Here is an 18,434-nt window from a genome sequence, read left to right on the forward strand (position 1 = left end):
TTTCACACCGGACCATGCGGTCCTGTGCGCTTATGCGGTATTAGCAACCATTTCTGGTTGTTATCCCCCTGTATAGGGCAGGTTACCCACGCGTTACTCACCCGTCCGCCACTAGAAACCAGCTAAATCTGCCGAAGCTTCAATAAAAGGTTTCCCGTTCGACTTGCATGTGTTAAGCACGCCGCCAGCGTTCATCCTGAGCCAGGATCAAACTCTCTGATAAAGTGTTTGATGTACTCAAGACAACCAACTAGCTTAGTTATCTCTCGTCATTACTGTTTTTAAAAGTTCATTCTGTTGAATGATGATTCGTTAAAGAATTTTCGAGAATCGTATGTGTTTCACTGTTTAGTTATCAAGGTTCTTAACTCACTGTCTCTCAGACAGCTTGTTTACTTTACCACATCCTTTTCGATGTGTCAAGTACTTTTTTCAAGTTTTTTTCAAACTTGAGCGGAGAAGGAGGGATTTGAACCCTCGCGCCGCTATTAACGACCTACTCCCTTTCCAGGGGAGCCCCTTCGGCCAGCTTGGGTACTTCTCCAAATTGCCCTACGCAATCGCTTCATTATTTCAGAAACGTTTTATATTATATTGCATTGCTTTTTGTTTGTCAAGAACTATTTTAATTTATTTTTGTTCTTAACAGCGGAGAGAGTGGGATTCGAACCCACGCGCCCTTGCGGACAAACGGTTTTCAAGACCGCCTCGTTATGACCACTTCGATATCTCTCCATATGCACTTTTCAGTGTTCGTCGTCTCTTTGCCAGACGCAAGATGTATTCTATCATCAAATCTTTTTACTGTCAATACATAATTTTACATTTTTTTAATCTTTTTTAAAAACACCTCTGCTACGTCCAGATCCTCCGGTGTTGTGATCTTTATATTATGATAAGACCCCTCTACGAGGCGGACTTTTACTCCACTTTCCTGTTCCACAACCATAGCATCATCTGTAATCGTACTCATATCTTTCTTTCGAATACTTTCATGTGCTTTTCGTATAAGATCATAAGAAAATATCTGCGGCGTCTGTATTGTCCAGACCTGTTTGCGTTCCGGAGTCATTCCGACAAATCCATCCTCATCAGACAGTTTGACCGTATCTTTTGATGGCATCCCCACTACACACGCGCCTGTCTCTCTTACACCTGCAAGCCCCCGTTCAAGAATCTCTTCTGTAATAAACGGACGTGCTCCGTCATGTATAAACACATAATCTGTATCTGTACAGGCAAGGAGACCCTGATAGACAGAATCATAGCGTTCTTTACCACCGGCAATGACAATTGATACTTTTGTAAAAGAATAGCGATCCACGATTTCATTCTTACAATAGGAAATCATATCATTTCCTGTCACAAGAATGATGTCGTCAATCAGCAGACTGTCCTGAAAGCATCTCAGTGAATAATACAATATAGGATGATCCTGAATTTCCAGAAACTGCTTCTGAACCTTACTGTGCATACGCTTCCCCTGTCCTGCTGCCAGAACGATTGCCGTAATTTTTTCTTTCATTTCAGAACCTCCTGATATCATTTAACGTTCACCGAGTTTTAAATTCGGCACAGCATTGAGATCCCATCCATGACGGGTTCCTTTCATATATTCATAGTATGCCGCCACACCAATCATTGCTGCATTATCTGTACAGAAGATCGGAGACGGACGATAAAACTTATAACCATTTTGCGCACATGCTTTTTCCATTGCCGCGCGAAGCGTTCCATTGGACGCAACTCCACCCGCAATTGCGATTTTATCCATGCTGTAATCTTTTGCTGCAAGCATCGTATGCTCCACAAGAACATCTACTACTGCTTTCTGGAAAGAAGCCGCAAGATCTGCACGGTTTACTTCTTCGCCTTTCATTTGCGCCTGGTTGATATAATTCAGGACAGCTGATTTCACACCGCTGAAGCTGAAATCATACGGACAATCACCGATTTTTGCACGCGGAAATACAATAGCCTCCGAATTTCCCTCTTTTGAAAGCTTGTCAATTTTCGGTCCACCCGGATAGCCCAGTCCGATTGCGCGTGCAACTTTGTCAAAAGCCTCTCCCGCCGCATCATCACGTGTGCGTCCGAGAATTTCAAATTCCCCATAATCTTTGACAATTACAAGATGTGTGTGTCCCCCTGACACGATCAAACAGAGGAACGGTGGTTCCAGATCCGGATGCTCGATATAGTTTGCAGAAACGTGTCCTTCGATATGATGCACCCCCACCAGAGGAAGTTTCTTAGCGTATGCAATTGCTTTTGCCTCTGCCACACCAACCAGCAGTGCACCAACCAAACCTGGTCCATAAGTAACACCTATAGCATCCAGATCATCCAGCGTGACATCTGCATCTTTTAATGCCTCTTCAATTACCTGATTTACTTTTTCTATATGTTTACGGGAGGCAATTTCAGGTACAACGCCTCCATAAAGCTTATGAAGCTCGATCTGCGATGATATGACATTTGACAGAATCGTCCTTCCGTTTTTTACTACAGAAGCCGCTGTCTCATCACATGAACTTTCTATTGCCAGAATCAACGTATCTTTCATTATATGGCTCCTCTATTCTTCTTCAAAATTCAACTCAACACTTTTTCCGTCTTTACCCGGCCATGCATTCGGGAAAATGCCACGTACCATATCCATGTACTCATCCGGGCGAATCAGCGACGGACTGTAATGCGTCAGCCAGAGTTCTTTCACTCCTGCGTCTTTTGCAAGTGTCGCCGCCTCCCGGAATGTCATATGCTTATAACCTTTTGCTTTTTCGATTTTATCTTCTTCTCCGTACATTCCCTCACAGATGAACAGATCTGAGTTTACAGCATTACGTAAAATAGATTCCGTCGGCCGCGTATCCGTCGTGTAAGTTACCTTAATCCCCTTTCGGTCCGGTCCCAGAACCATATCCGGTGTATATACTACGCCATCTGCTTCTATTGTCCGGCCTTTCTGAAGAGGATTCCAGTATTTCAGCGGAATTTCCTGCTCTCTGGCCCGTTCCGGTGAGAATTTGCCCTGACGCAGAATCTCAATCGTATAGCCATAACAGATCACATTGTGATTCACACGAAATGCATTGATACGATATCCATTGAGTTCCAGAACTTCAAATGGTTTTGTTACTTCTATAAATTTGATCTCAAAAGGGAGCTCCGGCGCAATCACACGAAGTGCATTTACTACTCGCTCCAGTCCTTTAGGGCCGACAAGCGTAAGCGGTTCCGTCCGATCTGCATTTCCCATAGTAAGAAGAAGCCCCGGCAGCCCACTGATATGATCTCCATGATAATGTGTAAAACAAATCACATCGATTGGCTTGAAACTCCATCCTTTTTCTTTAATTGCAACCTGTGTTCCCTCTCCACAGTCGATCAGCAGACTGCTCCCATTGTAACGGGTCATAAGCGCAGTCAGCCAGCGCTTCGGGAGCGGCATCATACCACCACAGCCAAGCAAACATAAATCCAACATATTTTCCACTCCTGCATTTACTGCATTTTTGTCATTAAAACTGCATTTTCGGTAGGATCAGTATAATAATCCCTGCGAAGTCCATCTTCTTTAAATCCAAGTCTTTCGTACAGTCTTCTTGCCGTTCCGTTGCCTTCCCGCACTTCAAGATGCACAATATGAATTCCGCTCATTTCTGCCATCTTAAGCATACTGTCCACAAGAAAATATCCGATACCTTCTTTTTGTCTGTCCGAACGGACAGCAACATTCAGAATATCGCCTTCATCCAGAACTGTCTGCATACTGCAATAGGCAAGAATCTTTTCTTTTTCTTCAACCACAAAAAACATGGTATTTTCTTTTGTCAGAAATGTAAAAAAACCTTCTTTCGTCCATGGATCAGAAAAAAGGGCTTTTTCTATCTCGACTACCTGCTCCAGATCCTCTACTGACATTTCACGAAACGTCATGAATTAGCGTCGGCTTTTGCCGCCTCCCGCTCTGCACGCTCTCTTTCAGCCTGCGATACACGTAGATAATCCGGAACATGTTCCATTGCCGTTTCTGTTTTTCCCTGACGATAATAGATCTCGCCAAGCGCCGCTACAGCAGCCGCTCTCTGTTTGTTTACATGTGCCGGTGCAAAAGAATACGGCACTGTCATTTTTTCTGCAATAAACTCGTGGAAGACCGGTACTCCATCGCCAAGGAATGTTACCGCTTCTCCATACTGATTCAGCTTCTCGATCACAGTTTCCATAGATACTGCCATCTGATCTTCCACCACCTTCAGCTGATGATCTGTAAAGCGATAAATACCTGTATACACCTGTTTACGACGCGCATCCATAATCGGGCAGATCAGCCCCGGTATATCATACAGATTGTATGCCAGTCCCTCTACAGTAGGAATGGCGATCAGCGGTTTCTTTAAGGCAAGTCCGAGTCCTTTCGCTGTTGCTGAGCCGATTCGCAGTCCGGTAAAAGAGCCTGGTCCTGCTGCTACTGCAATCGCATCAATACTATTCAGATCAAGCTCTGTCATTTTTGCGATTTCATCCAGCATCGGCAGCAATGTCTGAGAATGTGTTTTTTTGTAATTGACTGTATATTCCGCAATCAGTACATCGTCCTCTACAATTGCAACAGATGCCACGATTCCGGAGCTGTCAAGTCCTAAAATCTTCATATCTTATCTCCTCTTTTCATCTGTCCGGATAAAACAGATAAAATTCCTTACAAACCTTCCACAGTAATCCGTCGATAGTCAAATCCCTGTGCAAGATTCTTTTCTATTGTAATGGAAATTCTGTCTTTCGGCAAAATCTCCTCAATCAGTTCTGCCCACTCGATCAGACAGATACCTTCGCCAAAGAAATAATCGTCATATCCGATTTCTTCCATTTCTTCGATATCTCCGATCCGGTATACATCAAAATGATAAAATGGCAGACGCCCCTCCTCATAGATCTGTACAATTGTAAATGTCGGGCTGCTTACCGGCTCTGTAATCCCGAGTCCTGCCGCAACGCCCTGTGTAAATACGGTCTTCCCCACTCCCAGATCTCCGGTCAGCGTATATACCTGTCCGGGTCTTGCCTGCTGACCGATTTTTTTACCTAATTCATATGTTTCTTCAGGGCTTCTTGTCTCTGTCACCATTTTACCAATCACCTTTTTCCTTGCAGAATTGTTCTTTGCATATTATAATAGAGCCCACAAAGAAAAACAATACTTTTTGCAAAAGGAGACTATGATTATGGCAAATGCAAACCCGATCGTAACCATTACCATGGAAAATGGTGATGTAATGAAAGCAGAGCTTTATCCGGAAATCGCACCGAATACAGTAAACAATTTTATCAGTCTTGTCAAAAAAGGCTTCTATGATGGCCTGATCTTCCATCGTGTCATCAACGGCTTTATGATCCAGGGCGGATGTCCGGATGGAACCGGAATGGGTGGTCCTGGCTACAGCATCAAAGGTGAATTTACACAGAACGGTGTTGCAAATGACCTCGCACACACACCTGGTGTTCTTTCCATGGCAAGAGCCATGCATCCAAATTCAGGCGGAAGCCAGTTTTTTATCATGCACAAAGCAGCTCCACATCTTAACGGAAGCTATGCTGCATTCGGCAAAGTAATCGAAGGCATGGATGTTGTAAACAAAATTGCCGAAACAGAAACAGATTTCCGTGACAGGCCGCTTGATGAGCAGCAGATCAAATCCATGACTGTTGATACATTCGGTGTAGATTATCCGGAACCGGAGAAATGCTGATTTAATTTCGGTGCATAACCAAGAGATTAAATCGTGTTTTTCACACAGACTTAAAACGCCGCAGAAACCATGATTTATTTCATGATTGCTGCGGCGCTTCTTATGTTTTAATTAATGATCAAACGTCTGAACTTCACCATCAATCACAGAATAGTAGCATTCTCCATCCTGTTCGAGCTGTGCCCGTCCGTTCGTCCCTTCTGTAATTGCCTTCTCGACACATCCGATTTCCTGTACGGGAACCAGAAGTTTCAAAACTACCCGATCGGTGTAATCACTGTCCAGTATCGGCAAAGAACGTTCTCCTGCAATATACTGAATTTTGCCGATTCCGGTGTAATCCGTCGTAATCTGCAGCACAATTCCCTTTTGTTTTAATATAACAGTGCTTGCAGCCAGTCCTTCCTGCACAGCCTTTGAATAAGCGCGCACAAGGCCGCCTGTGCCAAGAAGCACTCCTCCGAAATATCTGGTCACTACAACAGCTACATTGTAGATATCTTCTCCCAGAATCACATCCAGCATCGGACGTCCGGCAGTTCCTGACGGTTCCCCGTCGTCACTGCATCTGGTAAACTCTCTGTTTGTCCCAACAGAATATACATAGCAGTTATGTCTGGCATCCCAGTATTTCTTTTTCATTTCTTCCAGAAATGCCAACGCATCTTCTTCTGTTTCAACGGGGCGGACCGTTGCAATAAATCGAGATTTTTTTTCGGTTATTTCTCCAATGCCGCCCTCATATATGGTTTTGTATTCTGTAAGTTTATTCTTCTGTGTTTCCACCGTCATCTCCTCCGCCGGTATCACCGCCACCGTCGTCGCCTCCGGTATTGTCTCCTCCTCCGGCATTGTCTCCTCCGGTGTTATCTCCTCCGGTATTATCTCCTCCGGTATTATCTCCTCCGGTGTTGTCTCCTCCGGTGTTATCTCCTCCGGTGTTATCTCCTCCGGTGTTATCTCCTCCGGTGTTGTCTCCTCCGGTGTTGTCTCCTCCGGTGTTGCCTCCATTGTTATTGCTGTTATTATCTGGATCCGGAGTCGGTGATACATTGGTCTCTTCATCAGTCGTATCCTCTTCCCCCGTATCGTCCGATTCGTAGAAATGCTGATCGCAATAATCTGTCGGCACATCACCAATATCAAAGTATTCAGTAATTACAGGACAGCCTGCTCTCGGAAGCAATCCTGTCTCCTCGCAGATACTAATCTTCTCTACACTTGCCGGCATATCAAATTCTTTATCCGGGAGACCTTCATGAATACGGGTCATGACCTTCTTCCAGAGATTCTTATGGAACTCCCTCGCATCCTCCGGAAGTTTCTCATTGTTATCAAATCCAGACCATACCGCACAAGTATAATATGGGGTATAACCAACAAACCAGAGGTCATTGTATGCATCTGTTGTACCGGTCTTACCGGCAACTGTCATATCATCCAGCTGGCATGCAGTACCTGTACCCTGATTTACAACATCTTCCATTGCACTTGTCAGCAGCCATGCAGTGCTTTCTTTAATAACAGATCTTCCTGCTGAATTTTTCTCAATGAGGACATTTCCGTTGTGGTCAAGAATCTTAGTGTAATAAATCGGCTCAATATAATTACCATTATTTGCAATTGCCGCATATGCTGCACAAAGCTCTACGTTCGTGACACCATGAGTAAGACCGCCCAGGGCCATCGGAAGATTTGCATCTGTCCAGATAGTTCCGTCAGCATCTTTGTCTGCTTCTGTACCATGTGCCAGTGTTGTAAACCCAAAATTATCCAGATACTGAAGTCCAAGCTCCGGCGTTACTTCTTCGAGGCACTTGACCGCTACAACGTTGATGGAATTCTGGATAGCCCGACGTATCGTTGTCGTTCCGCCATAACTCTTGGAAGCATTATTTACCGGTGATCCATCCGGATAATTGTATGGTTCATCCTCGAACGTTGTTGCCAGCGTCATGCCCTTCTCATTGAGAGCCGGTGCATAGGTAGACAGAATCTTAAAGGTTGATCCCGGCTGTCTTGTCGTATCTGTTGCACGGTTCAATGTCAGACTCGCGGTCTTTTCTCCACGTCCGCCGATGATCGCCTTTACATAACCGGTGTGCTGATCAATGATACTCATAGAAGACTGTGGCTGCGGTGCAAAGCTTACTCGTTCAGAAACAACAGTACTTCCATCAGCAAGAACATGCTCTTTGTATCGGTCAACATAGCTTTGTCCTTCTTCCTGAGAATCGAACAGAAGGTCAAATTCCGGATCTTCATTCTGGAAATACAGACGAAGCATCTCTTTGCTGTAGTTCACTTCTTCTCCATCCGGATTCTGAACAGTGAGTGCATAATCCAACGCATACTGTACGTAATCCGGATAATTGGACGGATCTGCATATTCTTCATCCAGGATCTTCTGAATAGAAGCATCCTGTGTCGTATAAATACTCAGGCCACCACTGTAAACAAGGTTCTGTGCCTGTGTACGGGTATAGCCCTTGATATTCATCAGATCATTAATTACCTGATCAATCAGTTCATCTTCGAAATAGGAATATACAGTATTATCCGTCTCTTCATTCAGCACCTGCGCTGCCTGAATTTCTGAATAAATATCATCATTAATTACCTGATCATATTGTTCCTGTGTGATATATCCCTGATCGATCATATGATCCAGGACTTCTTTACGTCTCTTTGCATTTGCCTCCGGATGCTCAATCGGATTGTACTGTGTCGGGTTCTGTGTAATACCTGCCAGTGTCGTGCATTCTGACAGATTCAGATCCCAGACATCCTTATTAAAGTATTTGCGAGCGGCTGCCTGTACACCATATGTTCCGGCTCCGAGGTTGATCGTATTAAGATAATTTTCAAGAATGACATTTTTGTTGTTAATCTTTTTCTCGATTTCAACAGCCAGATACTGTTCCTGAATCTTACGTGTAAAACGCTCAAGCCATGTAGACTCCTGCGTCCAGTTTGTAAATACATTATTCTTCAAAAGCTGCTGTGTAATCGTACTTGCACCTTCTGAAAGATTTCCAGAGGAAAGGTTCTTTACAAAAGCACGGAGAATACCTCTTACGTCGATACCATTATGCTCATAAAAACGTTCATCCTCGATTGCAACAACCGCATGTTGAAGATCCACCGGAATCTGATCAATAGATACAGGAAGTCGATTCGAACTCGGTGCCGTCAGCTTGCGAAGCTGATTGCCATCTCCATCATATAAGAATGTCGCATAACCCAGTGGTGAAATATCAATGTCATTTACATCAGGAGCATTATCTATGATTCCCCGAAAAGCTCCAATTCCGGTACAGCCAATCACCACACAGATCGTGATCAATACCACAAAAAGAACTCTGATCAGCGACACATGGGCTCTTTTGCCCATCATGGCAGTACGGGAAATCAGCGAATTTCGCTTTTTTGAGACTGATTTTTTTCCGTAATTCATGGTTTTCCTCCTTTATAGTCCGTTCTATTATAGCAAATAAAAAATCGTAAATAAAGCCCCAATTAAAAACTTCACAATTGCAAAAATATATTTCTGAAACTATTATACTCTTTTACATCCAAAAGTCTGTAATCCAGCTCAAAAGAGGGATTCCAAATTCTGGAATCCCTCTTTCTGTAAAAATCTTCTGATCTTTAAATATGTATTTTTCAGAGAACCATCTTTGCCGCGCCATAAATTCCGGCATCATTTCCAAGTGTCGCAAGCTTAACAGGGGTCTCCTTGCAGGATGGGAATGCATGTCTTATGTAGTGTTTCTGAATACAGTCGATCAGCGGCTGTCCGGCTTTTGACACTCCTCCACCGATTACGATTGCTTCCGGATCAACAACTGCCGCAAATCCCGCGATAGCGCTTCCGAGCAAACCTCCTACACATTCCATAATACGTCCTGCAAGTGTATCTCCTGCCTTAAACGCATCGAGAACATCTTTTGCTGTAATATTCTGAAGACCTCTCAGAGTACTGTCTTCCTCAGATGCCGCCAGCATTCTTCCTGCCACACGGACGATTCCTGTTGCAGATGCATACTGCTCCAGGCAGCCTTTATTTCCACAGTTACATGCTTCTTTTTCATCCTGTACCACTGTAACATGACCGATTTCTCCGCCTGCACCATGCGCTCCGGCTACGATTTTTCCGTCTATGATGATGCCGCCGCCGACACCTGTTCCAAGTGTTACAAGAATCACATTCTGCGCTCCGGCCGCTGCACCTTTCCATGCCTCACCAAGTGCGGCTACGTTTGCATCGTTTCCTGCCTTTGCTTTCAGTCCTGTAAGGTCATGAAGGATCTGCGCAACCGGAGTAAATCCCCAGTAAAGATTCACTGCACATGCAGCCTCGCCTTTTGAATTGATCGGTCCCGGGATGCCGATTCCCACACCTTCTACATCTGCTTTATCGATTTTCTTTTCTTCGAGTTTGAGATTGATTGCATTTGCAACATCCGGAAGAATGTTCTCTCCTTTATTCTCTGTTCTTGTAGGAATTTCCCATTTGTCTACCAGAGTACCGTCTGTCTGGAAAAGACCACATTTTACAGTTGTACCTCCTACATCAATTCCGAAGCAATATGAACTCATCTTTCTTCCACCTTTCCCTGTTGTTTGTTATGTTAAAGCAGCCTGCTGCTTTATCAACTTTCACGCTTCTTTGCAATATTTGCCTGTACACGTTTGTACAGTTCTTCTGCCGCATTGTATCCCATCTTCTTCTGTCTGTGGTTGACAGCAGCAGACTCTACAATAACTGCAAGGTTACGTCCCGGTCTGATTGGCAGAGAATGGCAGACAATTTTGTTTCCAAGATATTCGGTATATTCTTCATGAAGTCCAAGCCGGTCATATTCTTTGTCCCGATCCCACTCTTCAAGTTTGATAACAAGGTCAACAGACTGTGTATCCTTAACACTCTCTACACCAAACAATGTCTTGACATCAATGATACCGATACCACGAAGTTCAATAAAATGACGGGTAATATCCGGTGCCGATCCGACCAGAGTAACGTCACTGACTTTACGAAGTTCTACGACATCATCACTTACAAGACGATGACCACGCTTGATCAGTTCCAGAGCGGCCTCGCTCTTGCCGATTCCGCTCTCACCTGTAATCAGGATTCCTTCACCATAAACATCGACAAGTACACCATGAATGGAGATACATGGTGCAAGCTGTACACCAAGCCAGCGGATGATCTCAGCCATAAGACTGGATGTTGTCCTCTCTGTCACAAATGTCGGTACATTATATTTGATCGCCATGTCGATCATATCCTGAGACGGCTTTGTCATGGTGCTGAAAATAACGCACGGAATCTTACTGGAAATAAAACGCTCATATTTCATCATACGCTTCTCATCACTGAGCTGCATCAGATACGTATATTCTACATATCCGATAATCTGAACACGCTCATTTGCAAAATGTTCCAGATATCCGGTAAGCTGCAATGCCGGTCGGTTGATCTCTGCTGTCATGATTCTCATATCAGACAGGTCAATCTCAGGAGTCAGATTTGTAAGATTCAGCTCCTGTACCATCTTTGTCATCAATACACCTTTCATAATGTCTTCTCCTTTAATGTAATGTTTATTTATTCGGGTGAAAAAAATCATACACCTGTTTTGCGCTTCCCATATTCATGGATTCGGTTTCTGCCAGTTCTTCTACAGACGCATCCCGAATACCCTCTATGGAGCGGTACCGGCGCATCAGTGCTTTCCGTCTGCGCTCACCGATTCCCGGAATGTCATCCAGTATCGAGTGCACCTGTTCTTTGCTTCGCAGTGACCGGTGATATTCTATCGCAAAGCGATGGGCTTCATCCTGAATCCTGGTGATCAGCCGAAATCCCTCGCTGTTTGTATCGATCGGTATTTCTATATTGTTAAAGTATAATCCTCTCGTACGGTGGTGGTCATCCTTTACCATGCCACAGACAGGAATCTGTATCCCCAGTTTATCAAGGACACCAAGAGCAATGTTTACCTGTCCCCGGCCTCCATCCATCAAAAGCAGATCCGGCATTTTCGCAAAGCTGTCAAATTCTCCATTACTCTCATGCGTAAAGCGCCTGGTCAGTACTTCTTCCATGCTGGCATAATCATTCGGCCCCTGTACAGATTGAATACGGAATTTACGATAGTCACTTTTCTTCGGCTTGCCTTTCTCATAAACGACCATCGATCCTACCGACTCAAAACCGCTGATATTCGAGATATCAAATGCCTCCATACGATCGAGTCCTTTCATGCCGAGCCAATCTTCTACTTCATGCACGGCTCCGATCGTGCGTCCTTCTTCTCTCCGAATACGTTCACGGTCTTTTTCGAGTACCATGCGGGCATTTTCCCACGCAAGTTCCACAAGCTTTTCTTTTGTGCCTTTCTTTGGTACCACAATACGAACCTTCTGCTTTCTTCTGGAAGTCAGCCATTCTTCGATTATTTCTGCATCTTCGATTTCCGTCTGCAGTGTAATCTCTCCCGGAATAAACGGAGTGCCTGCATAAAACTGTTTTACAAAACTTGAAAGCACCTGTGAACGTGTATCTCCTCTGGCAACCCGCAGATAAAAATGATCTCTGCCTATCAGCCTGCCATCACGCATAAAGAACACCTGAACAACAGCATCCTGTTCCCGCAGATCCAAACTTTCGTCCATATCACAGGCAATGATGTCTCTGTCTTCTTCTCCGTAGGAAGTGATTTTCTGCCTTTCACCGATCTTCTGGATGCTGCGTATCAGATCACGTGCTTCCGCAGCATCCTCAAAACGCATCTCGTCCGATGCTTTCTGCATCTTCTCAGTAAGCTGATCGATCGTATCCTGAAAATCACCATTCAAAAAAGCCAGTACTTTCTGGATATTTTCTTTATAGACACGCTGGTCTGCATGCCCGGTACATGGTCCCATGCACTGTTTCATATGATAATACAGGCACGGCCGGTCTTTGCCACAGTCTCTCGGAAGATTGCGGTTGCAGGAGCGTACCTGATAAAGCTTTCGAACCAGCTCTATGACATCTTTGACAGCCCCGCCACTGGTATAAGGACCAAAATATCGATTCTTATCCTTCTTCATCCGTCTGGCAAATAGCACTCTCGGATAAGCCTCCTGTACCGTTACCTTGATGAAAGGATAACTTTTGTCATCTTTCAGCATGGTATTGTACTTCGGACGGTGTTCCTTGATCAGGTTGCTTTCCAGAACAAGTGCTTCCAGTTCGGAATCAGTAATGATGTATTCAAATCTGGCTATGTGAGTAACCATCTGCTCAATCTTCGCACCTTTGTTGCGGCTGCTCTGAAAATACTGCCGCACACGGTTTTTCAGACTGATTGCCTTGCCCACATAGATGATCTCATCCCGCTCATCGTGCATCAGATAAACACCCGGGTTCGCGGGAAGCTTCTTTAACTCTTCTTCAATCTGGAACATACTACTCCTCAGAGTCAGATACGTGATTGTCTGTTTCGTCAGCAACTACATCATCCGATATAGTTGCATCACCGGTATTCAATGTTTCCTCCTGCACGCCTGTAACTTCCGGATCCCGGACAGCTTCTATATTCTCTGTCTTCATCTCAGTTTTTTCTTCAGACTTCTCTTCTGCCTTCACATCTTCATCCGGAAGATCATCCAGATTTTCCGGAATCTCAAGTCCCTTCTCAACTGCGCGGAAGATCTTCATAAATTCCTTACCGGTGATAGTCTCTCTGCTGATCAGATAACCGGCAATCTTATCCAGTGCTTCTCTGTGTTCGTTAAGAAGTCGCTTTGCCTCCTCATAAGAATAATGAAGAAGCTGCATAACTTCATGGTCAATCTCAGTTGCTGTATCATCGCCACAGTTGAGCACAGCTCTTCCTGACAGATACTGATTTTCCTGTGTTGCCAGTCCCATCAGACCGAATTTCTGAGACATACCATACTGTGTGATCATCGCACGCGCTACCTTAGTAGCCTGCTCGATATCATTTGCCGCACCGGTAGTTACCGTATCAAACACGATTTCCTCTGCTGCACGGCCGCCCAGATATCCCACAAGCATTGCCTCCAGTTCTTTCTGGGTGTTGAGGTATTTTTCTTCTTCCGGTACCTGCATAACATAGCCGAGAGCTCCCATCGTTCTCGGAACGATTGTGATCTTCTGTACCGGCTCGGCATCTTTCTGCAGCGCATTGACAAGTGCATGTCCGACTTCATGATAGGAAACAATTCTTCTCTCCTGCGGACTTAAAATACGGTCTTTCTTTTCTTTACCGACAAGAACAACCTCAACAGATTCCTGAAGATCTTTCTGTGAAACGGCTCTTCTGCCGTTTTTAACTGCAAGAATTGCAGCTTCATTGATCATATTGGCAAGATCGGAACCGACTGCTCCGGAAGTTGCAAGCGCAATTGCTTCCAGATCAACCGTTTCATCCAGCATGACATCTTTGGCATGTACTTTTAGAATCTCGACACGCCCTTTGAGATCCGGACGATCTACGATGATGCGTCTGTCAAACCTTCCCGGACGCAGAAGTGCCGGGTCCAGAACTTCCGGACGGTTAGTTGCCGCAAGGATCAAAAGACCCTTGGACGTGTCAAATCCATCCATCTCTGCAAGAAGCTGGTTCAGTGTCTGTTCACGCTCATCATTGCCACCGCCATATCTGGAATCACGACTCTTACCAATGGCATCGATCTCATCAATAAATACAATACACGGTGCATTTTTCTTTGCTTCTTCAAACAGATCTCTTACTCGAGATGCACCGACACCGACAAACATCTCAACAAACTCGGAGCCTGACAGAGAAAAAAATGGTACATTTGCTTCGCCTGCCACTGCTTTTGCAAGAAGGGTCTTACCTGTTCCCGGAGGTCCCACAAGAAGCGCTCCTTTCGGAAGCTTGGCACCGATTGCAGTATATTTGCCCGGATTATGCAGAAAATCAACAACTTCCTGCAGTGACTCCTTCGCTTCTTCCTGTCCGGCAACATTCTTGAAAGTCACACCGGTTTCTTTCTGAATATAAGCTTTTGCGCGGCTCTTACCGACACCCATAATTCCGCTGCCGCCCTTGTTCATTCGCCGCATAAGGAACATCAGCATAAAGAACAAAACTACTGTCGGAAGCAGTACACTGATCATTGTTGAAACAAATTCGCCCATCGCGTCAGGCTGTTCATAATGAAAAACAATTCCGGTTCCTTCCAGACGTTTCGTCAGAGCATCGACATCTTCCATCTGATTTACTTTATAACTTGCATTCTGGTAATATGATTTCTGGATCTTCGGTACAACGGTCAGTACTCCCGACTGAAGCGTAACTTCTTTTACCTGGTCCTTATCTACCATCTCAATAAATTTATCATACGTGATCTCACTGGACTTGTCACTCATCATATCTGTCACAAAGCTCAAGCATACCAGCGAAATCAGCAGACAAATCAAAAAAGCCAGGATTGACTGGCGGTTTTTATTCGGTCCCTGATTTCCGGGATTGTTTCGATTCGGACGGTTTCCATCCGGCCGGTTATCCATGTGATTGTTCATTCTTGTCCTCCTCTTATTATCTTTTATATTATAAAGAGATTTCTTGTATAAATCAACTGGAAAACTGTGAATGTTTGCCCTGTATGATTCGGGATTTTGCCATATTCATGGCAAAACACCCCGCAAGGATATTGCCTGTGAACAGCAACTGTAGTATACTATCAACGTGATAGCCGGAAAATTATATTCCGGCTAAATGTGATGGGAAAGGAAAACGATAAATGAAAACAGGATTTGACAACCAAAAGTATCTGAAGATGCAGTCTGAGCATATTCGCGACCGCATCAGCAAATTTGACAACAAACTGTATCTTGAATTCGGCGGAAAGCTTTTTGACGATTACCACGCTTCCCGTGTTCTTCCGGGATTTGAACCGGACAGCAAGCTCCGTATGCTTATGCAGCTCAGTGATCAGGCTGAGATCGTCATTGTTATCAGTGCTGCAGACATCGACAAAAACAAAATGCGCGGTGACCTGGGCATCACTTATGACGAAGATGTTCTCCGTCTTATTGATGAGTTTACCGAACGCGGTCTTTATGTAGGAAGCGTGTGTATCACAAGATACGCAGGTCAGGAAAGTGCTGACCTTTTCAAAAAGCGTCTCGAAAAACTCGGTAAAAAAGTATACTTCCACTACAGTATTCCCGGATATCCAAGCAATATCCCGCACATCGTAAGTGATGAAGGATACGGCAAAAACGAATACATCGAAACAACAAGACCACTCGTAATCATCACCGCTCCGGGACCGGGAAGCGGAAAAATGGCGACCTGCCTCTCACAGCTCTATCATGAATACAAACGTGGTGTTGCTGCCGGCTATGCCAAATTCGAAACTTTCCCTATCTGGAATATCCCGCTGAAGCATCCGGTCAATCTGGCATATGAAGCCGCTACCGCAGACTTAAATGACGTCAATATGATCGACCCGTTCCATCTGGAAGCTTATGGTGAAACAACGGTAAACTACAACCGTGATGTAGAAATCTTCCCTGTTCTTCAGGCAATGTTCGAAAAGATCATGGGCGAATGCCCGTACAAATCTCCTACAGATATGGGTGTCAATATGGCAGGAAACTGCATTATTGATGACGAAGCATGCTGTGAGGCATCCCGTCAGGAGATCATCCGCCGTTATTATAAGAGCTGTGCCGCTCTTCTTACCGGCACAGGCAAAGAAGATGAAGTTCGCAAGATCGAGCTTCTTCTGAAACAGGCACACGCTTCTCTCGAAGACCGCAGAGTCGTACCGGCAAGCCTTCAGAAAGAACTGGAAACAGAAGCTCCTGCTGCTGCTCTTGAACTTCCGGACGGACGTATCATTTATGGCAAAACATCAGATCTGCTCGGCGCATCTTCCGCACTTCTTCTGAACGCACTGAAAGAACTTGCAGGAATCGATCACGAACATCATGTGATCTCCCCTGAAGCAATCCACCCGATTCAGGAGTTAAAGACCAAATACCTCGGAAGCAAAAACCCTCGTCTGCATACAGATGAAACTCTGATTGCACTCTCTGTCAGCGCAGCCAGCAATCCGGAAGCAAGGCAGGCATTAGAACAGCTCCGTTCACTGAAGGGCTGTCAGGCGCACACTTCTGTCATGCTCTCTTCCGTAGACATCTGGGAGTTCCGCAAACTCGGCATCGAGCTGACCTGCGAGCCGAAATTTGAAAAAGAAAAGAAATACCACTAAACATCAAATCTTGTTATCAGTAATCCGAAACATGCGCCGCCGGGCGCACTATGCAAAATCCCGATGGACATACATCCATCGGGATTTTTATGTATCCTTATATAATTATTGGTAATACAACTGTCGGTACGTTAGTCTTCGTAACCGTTCGGGTTCTTCTGCTGGAAGTTCCAGGAATCTGCGCACATGTCTTTGATGCCATATTCTGCTTCCCAGCCAAGTTCTTTTTTGGCTTTTGTTGCATCAGAGTAGCATGTAGCTACATCACCTGCACGGCGTGGTTTGATAGAATAAGGAATCTTTATGCCTGTAGCTGCTTCAAAGTTCTTAACGATATCCAATACGCTGTACCCTTTACCTGTACCAAGATTGTAAATACTTAAGCCTGAATTGTCTTCCAGTTTCTTAACCGCTTTTACATGGCCTTTTGCAAGGTCTACGACATGGATATAATCTCTGACACCTGTTCCGTCCGGTGTGTCATAGTCATTTCCGAATACGCCGAGTTCTTTCAGTTTGCCAACTGCTACCTGTGTAATATATGGCATCAGGTTGTTCGGGATACCGTTCGGATTTTCACCGATCAGGCCACTCTTATGAGCACCAATCGGGTTGAAGTAACGAAGAAGTACCACATTCCATTCCGGATCTGCTTTCTGGATATCGGTAAGGATCTGCTCCAGCATGGATTTTGTCCATCCATAAGGGTTGGTGCACTGTCCTTTCGGGCACTCTTCTGTGATCGGAATAATTGCCGGATCTCCATATACAGTTGCTGAAGAGGAGAAAATAATATTTTTGACACCATGTTTTCTCATCACATCTACAAGTGTAAGTGTACCTGCAATATTGTTTTCATAATATTCCCATGGTTTTGCTACAGATTCGCCGACTGCCTTCAATCCTGCAAAATGAATACAGGAATCAATCTGCTCTTTTTCGAAGACTTCATTCAGGCCTTCTCTGTCAAGAATATCTGTTTTATAAAATTTCACCGGTTTCCCAGTGATCTGCTGCACTCTCTCAAGACTCTTTTCGCTGGAGTTACTGAGATTATCCAGCACTACGACTTCATATCCTGCGCTCTGCAGCTCCACTACTGTATGACTTCCGATGAAACCTGCTCCGCCTGTTACTAAAATTGCCATGATTTTCTCCTCCTGACGTTTACTCTGTTTCTGTTTTCGCAGTCATTGTAGCACTAATCTTTTTTTTTCACAATATTTTCCCCGTTTCTCCCTCATATTTTACTAAAACTCCATCAGATTTTACTATTAAGCATTTCGGTGATCTCCTTTTATTTTGCAGCTTATAATTCCGATTTTTCATGTCTGAGCATTCTGTTATACCATATTTTTATGCAAAATATATCATTTTTTTTATTATTTCATCCATTTTTTATTCATT

At 44.5% G+C, this 18,434-nt stretch carries 15 protein-coding genes, 2 tRNA genes and 1 rRNA gene; 2 read left to right on the forward strand and 16 right to left on the reverse strand.

Features of this window, described 5'->3' with window-relative positions; all coding sequences use genetic code 11:
* From H8Z79_RS08150 to tsaE, 9 genes are all read right to left on the reverse strand, one after another.
* Nucleotides 1-223, reverse strand: a 16S ribosomal RNA gene (locus H8Z79_RS08150); the annotation flags it as partial.
* A gap of 231 nt (nucleotides 224-454) precedes the next feature.
* Nucleotides 455-544, reverse strand: a tRNA-Ser gene (locus H8Z79_RS08155).
* A gap of 105 nt (nucleotides 545-649) precedes the next feature.
* Nucleotides 650-735, reverse strand: a tRNA-Ser gene (locus H8Z79_RS08160).
* 85 nt (nucleotides 736-820) lie between these two features.
* Nucleotides 821-1,525 (reverse strand): 2-C-methyl-D-erythritol 4-phosphate cytidylyltransferase, encoded by a 705-nt coding sequence (ispD, locus tag H8Z79_RS08165; protein WP_118039152.1) that lies wholly within the window; start codon nucleotides 1,523-1,525, stop codon nucleotides 821-823.
* 21 nt (nucleotides 1,526-1,546) lie between these two features.
* Entirely contained in the window at nucleotides 1,547-2,566 is a 1,020-nt protein-coding gene (gene tsaD / locus H8Z79_RS08170) for a tRNA (adenosine(37)-N6)-threonylcarbamoyltransferase complex transferase subunit TsaD (RefSeq protein WP_118039151.1), read from the reverse strand.
* Nucleotides 2,567-2,578: 12 nt separating this feature from the next.
* Nucleotides 2,579-3,490: a ribonuclease Z gene (locus H8Z79_RS08175; protein WP_015543411.1), complete on the reverse strand. Its 912-nt coding sequence runs from the start codon at nucleotides 3,488-3,490 to the stop codon at nucleotides 2,579-2,581.
* Between the two features lie 17 nt (nucleotides 3,491-3,507).
* Nucleotides 3,508-3,942 (reverse strand): ribosomal protein S18-alanine N-acetyltransferase, encoded by a 435-nt coding sequence (gene rimI / locus H8Z79_RS08180; RefSeq protein WP_015543410.1) that lies wholly within the window; start codon nucleotides 3,940-3,942, stop codon nucleotides 3,508-3,510.
* The gene (gene tsaB / locus H8Z79_RS08185; protein ID WP_015543409.1) at nucleotides 3,939-4,661 is read right to left on the reverse strand and encodes a tRNA (adenosine(37)-N6)-threonylcarbamoyltransferase complex dimerization subunit type 1 TsaB; all 723 of its coding nucleotides are present in this window, start codon (nucleotides 4,659-4,661) and stop codon (nucleotides 3,939-3,941) included. The genes rimI and tsaB overlap by 4 nt, the downstream gene beginning before the upstream one ends.
* A 47-nt stretch (nucleotides 4,662-4,708) precedes the next feature.
* Complete coding sequence (tsaE, locus tag H8Z79_RS08190; protein ID WP_015543408.1) at nucleotides 4,709-5,134, reverse strand: tRNA (adenosine(37)-N6)-threonylcarbamoyltransferase complex ATPase subunit type 1 TsaE; 426 nt, start codon at nucleotides 5,132-5,134, stop codon at nucleotides 4,709-4,711.
* Between the two features lie 97 nt (nucleotides 5,135-5,231).
* Here tsaE and H8Z79_RS08195 point away from each other — a divergent pair, with 97 nt between their 5' ends.
* Nucleotides 5,232-5,756 carry a peptidylprolyl isomerase gene (locus H8Z79_RS08195; protein WP_015543407.1) on the forward strand — a complete coding sequence of 175 codons (525 nt, stop codon included), beginning with the start codon at nucleotides 5,232-5,234 and terminating at the stop codon, nucleotides 5,754-5,756.
* Between the two features lie 111 nt (nucleotides 5,757-5,867).
* Here H8Z79_RS08195 and H8Z79_RS08200 read toward each other — a convergent pair whose 3' ends face one another.
* From H8Z79_RS08200 to ftsH, 6 genes are all read right to left on the reverse strand, one after another.
* The gene (locus H8Z79_RS08200; RefSeq protein WP_118039150.1) at nucleotides 5,868-6,548 is read right to left on the reverse strand and encodes a YigZ family protein; all 681 of its coding nucleotides are present in this window, start codon (nucleotides 6,546-6,548) and stop codon (nucleotides 5,868-5,870) included.
* Nucleotides 6,523-9,213, reverse strand: coding sequence for a transglycosylase domain-containing protein (locus H8Z79_RS08205; RefSeq protein ID WP_118039149.1), 2,691 nt, complete (start codon nucleotides 9,211-9,213; stop codon nucleotides 6,523-6,525). The genes H8Z79_RS08200 and H8Z79_RS08205 overlap by 26 nt, the downstream gene beginning before the upstream one ends.
* Nucleotides 9,214-9,422: 209 nt before the next feature.
* Entirely contained in the window at nucleotides 9,423-10,358 is a 936-nt protein-coding gene (locus tag H8Z79_RS08210; protein ID WP_187002798.1) for an ROK family glucokinase, read from the reverse strand.
* A gap of 53 nt (nucleotides 10,359-10,411) precedes the next feature.
* Entirely contained in the window at nucleotides 10,412-11,344 is a 933-nt protein-coding gene (gene hprK / locus H8Z79_RS08215; RefSeq protein ID WP_015543404.1) for an HPr(Ser) kinase/phosphatase, read from the reverse strand.
* A gap of 25 nt (nucleotides 11,345-11,369) precedes the next feature.
* A complete protein-coding gene (uvrC, locus tag H8Z79_RS08220; RefSeq protein WP_187002799.1) occupies nucleotides 11,370-13,220 on the reverse strand; it encodes an excinuclease ABC subunit UvrC in 1,851 nt (616 codons plus the stop codon).
* A gap of 1 nt (nucleotide 13,221) precedes the next feature.
* Nucleotides 13,222-15,327 carry an ATP-dependent zinc metalloprotease FtsH gene (gene ftsH / locus H8Z79_RS08225; protein ID WP_015543402.1) on the reverse strand — a complete coding sequence of 702 codons (2,106 nt, stop codon included), beginning with the start codon at nucleotides 15,325-15,327 and terminating at the stop codon, nucleotides 13,222-13,224.
* Between the two features lie 221 nt (nucleotides 15,328-15,548).
* On the opposite strand from ftsH, the gene H8Z79_RS08230 reads away from it, so the two are divergent.
* Nucleotides 15,549-17,027, forward strand: coding sequence for a DUF1846 domain-containing protein (locus tag H8Z79_RS08230; RefSeq protein ID WP_015543401.1), 1,479 nt, complete (start codon nucleotides 15,549-15,551; stop codon nucleotides 17,025-17,027).
* A gap of 131 nt (nucleotides 17,028-17,158) precedes the next feature.
* On the opposite strand, the gene galE is transcribed toward H8Z79_RS08230, so the two are convergent.
* On the reverse strand, nucleotides 17,159-18,175 hold the full coding sequence (gene galE, locus H8Z79_RS08235; RefSeq protein WP_118049172.1) for a UDP-glucose 4-epimerase GalE: 1,017 nt from the start codon (nucleotides 18,173-18,175) through the stop codon (nucleotides 17,159-17,161).
* Between the last annotated feature and the right edge of the window lie 259 nt (nucleotides 18,176-18,434).

The sequence above is a fragment of the Blautia intestinalis genome, from assembly GCF_014297355.1.
In the GTDB taxonomy this organism is placed as follows: domain Bacteria; phylum Bacillota; class Clostridia; order Lachnospirales; family Lachnospiraceae; genus Blautia_A; species Blautia_A intestinalis.